The sequence below is a fragment of the Microcoleus sp. LEGE 07076 genome (genome assembly GCF_015207455.1).
Taxonomy (GTDB): Bacteria; Cyanobacteriota; Cyanobacteriia; order Cyanobacteriales; family Microcoleaceae; genus Microcoleus.
The window spans coordinates 1-1850 of record NZ_JADEWV010000433.1 but is presented as its reverse complement, the minus strand read 5'-3'; the positions used below and the strand labels follow the sequence as shown (position 1 = coordinate 1850).

Sequence of the window (1850 nt, the reverse complement as noted above, 5' to 3'; positions counted from 1 at the left end):
TGTGTAGACGCGGTTTCAAGAGACTGTTGGCGAATTAAAAAAGGGTGAAACCAAACATCCCACGAGCGTGGAAAAAAACTATGATGAGGCAGAGGGAAAAAGAGCCGAAAAACGAGATACACGGGTCAAGCCAATCGGAATGTCGCGCCAAAATGCCCACATTCTAGACAAATTCATCGCAGCAGCAGTCACAATATGTTGCAGACGAGTTTTGGCAAGACCCATGTAACGAGCCTCGCGCAAACCAAAAACACGAATTCCTTGAGACAAGGAACTTTCAACACCAGCCCTGAGAGCATAACGCTGCTTAAAATCCTCGGTATGTTGTCTAGTCCTACCCTTGGCTAGAGCTTCATGCATTGGTTGAGGTCGAAGAGTAAGAACACGGGCGCTTGCGGGCGAATGAGTACATTGAGAGCGAACAGGACAAGCAGCGCAATCGGGCCGACGAAAGCGTACTTGAATGGTCGGATTGCCATAATTATCCGAGCGTTGATGCCAGGATTGACTGACGTGACCTTGCGGACAAATAGCCTGCTGATGCTCCCAATCAATGGTAAAACAAGAAAGATCGAAGCCTTGCTGCGCTTTTTCTTGCCAGCTAGAGTTAGAGGGTACTCGGCCAACGAGATCGATACCTAATTGTGTTTCACAAGTGAGCAAATGTTGAGCATCAACATAAGCAGTATCGACAAGATGTTCTTGTGGTAATAGGTGTTTATCAGCTAAAGATTGATGGATAACCTGAGTCATTTCGACATCTCCAATGCTTGCAGGTGTCGTTTCCACATTGGTAATTAAATGAGGTAAATCTCGATCGCAAGTTTCTGTAAGATGTACAGTATAACCTGTCCAATTGGTATCTCTTTTTGTCCGATTGCGAGCCTCAGTATCGTAAGGTGAGGTAATTAACTGTTTGTGGGGCGGTAAATCATCGGCTTCTCGCCAATAAACTTTGCCTTCCGACACCCCATATTGTTGTATCCAGACACAGCGTAGAATTTCTACCGCTTTGAGCTGACGTAACCATTCAGGACTCAAGGGGTCATACAAAGCTGACAATAAGTGATGACCATCACAGCCAATAGTCAATAGCAAGCTTTGTTTTTCTGTTTCAGATTTCGGCAAGCGATATTGCTCAAATCTCGTGCCATAACGCTCAGACCAATCCCGATTGACTACTGTTAATAACCATTCATCCGCCACGGTGGCTAACTGATTTAAGGCATGACGTAAAGTTTCTCCAACGCATTCGAGGCGGTTCATTTTACGGATAGCTCCGATGACATGGGTCGAGTCAGTTCTGGCTTTCCCTCTGGCTTTAAGCCATCCCTTATCTTGAAAATGTGCTAGCATTCGAGCGAGTAATTGACTTTCACGTCCCGCAGCAATTAACCGACTTCTCCACTCACTTAAAACTGAATAATCAAAGCCGCTATCAGTAATTTCTAATCCCAAAGCATACTTCCAATCTATACGACTTCTCACCGCTTCTGCTGCTTGTCTGTCAGTCAATCCCTCGGCAAATTGCATGACACTAATTAATGCTAATTGCCCAGGTGATAAAGCACTTTGACCGCAGTCGGCTCGAAACAAGGTGATAAAGTCAGTATCCTCGTACAACACTCCCAGTTCGTCACGCATTTTCATATATGGATTTCCTTTGGGAAAGGAGGTTCGTGCTACGGAGGCGGTCATTTCTGGAATCAATGACAAGGAGCGTGGGTGAAGAGTCATAATAAATTATTTAATATGGTGCGTGATTACACAATCATTCTGCCTATTTAGCGTGGCGATGTCTGAGGGGTAAAACCCCTCAGACATTCGCCAACAGTCTCTTTCAACCGCCG

At 45.3% G+C, this 1850-nt stretch carries 1 protein-coding gene; it reads right to left on the bottom strand.

Annotated features, from left to right (window positions below; translation table 11 throughout):
- Positions 1-78: 78 nt before the first annotated feature.
- Positions 79-1737 (bottom strand): IS1182 family transposase, encoded by a 1659-nt coding sequence (locus IQ270_RS29990; RefSeq protein WP_193976738.1) that lies wholly within the window; start codon positions 1735-1737, stop codon positions 79-81.
- Between the last annotated feature and the right edge of the window lie 113 nt (positions 1738-1850).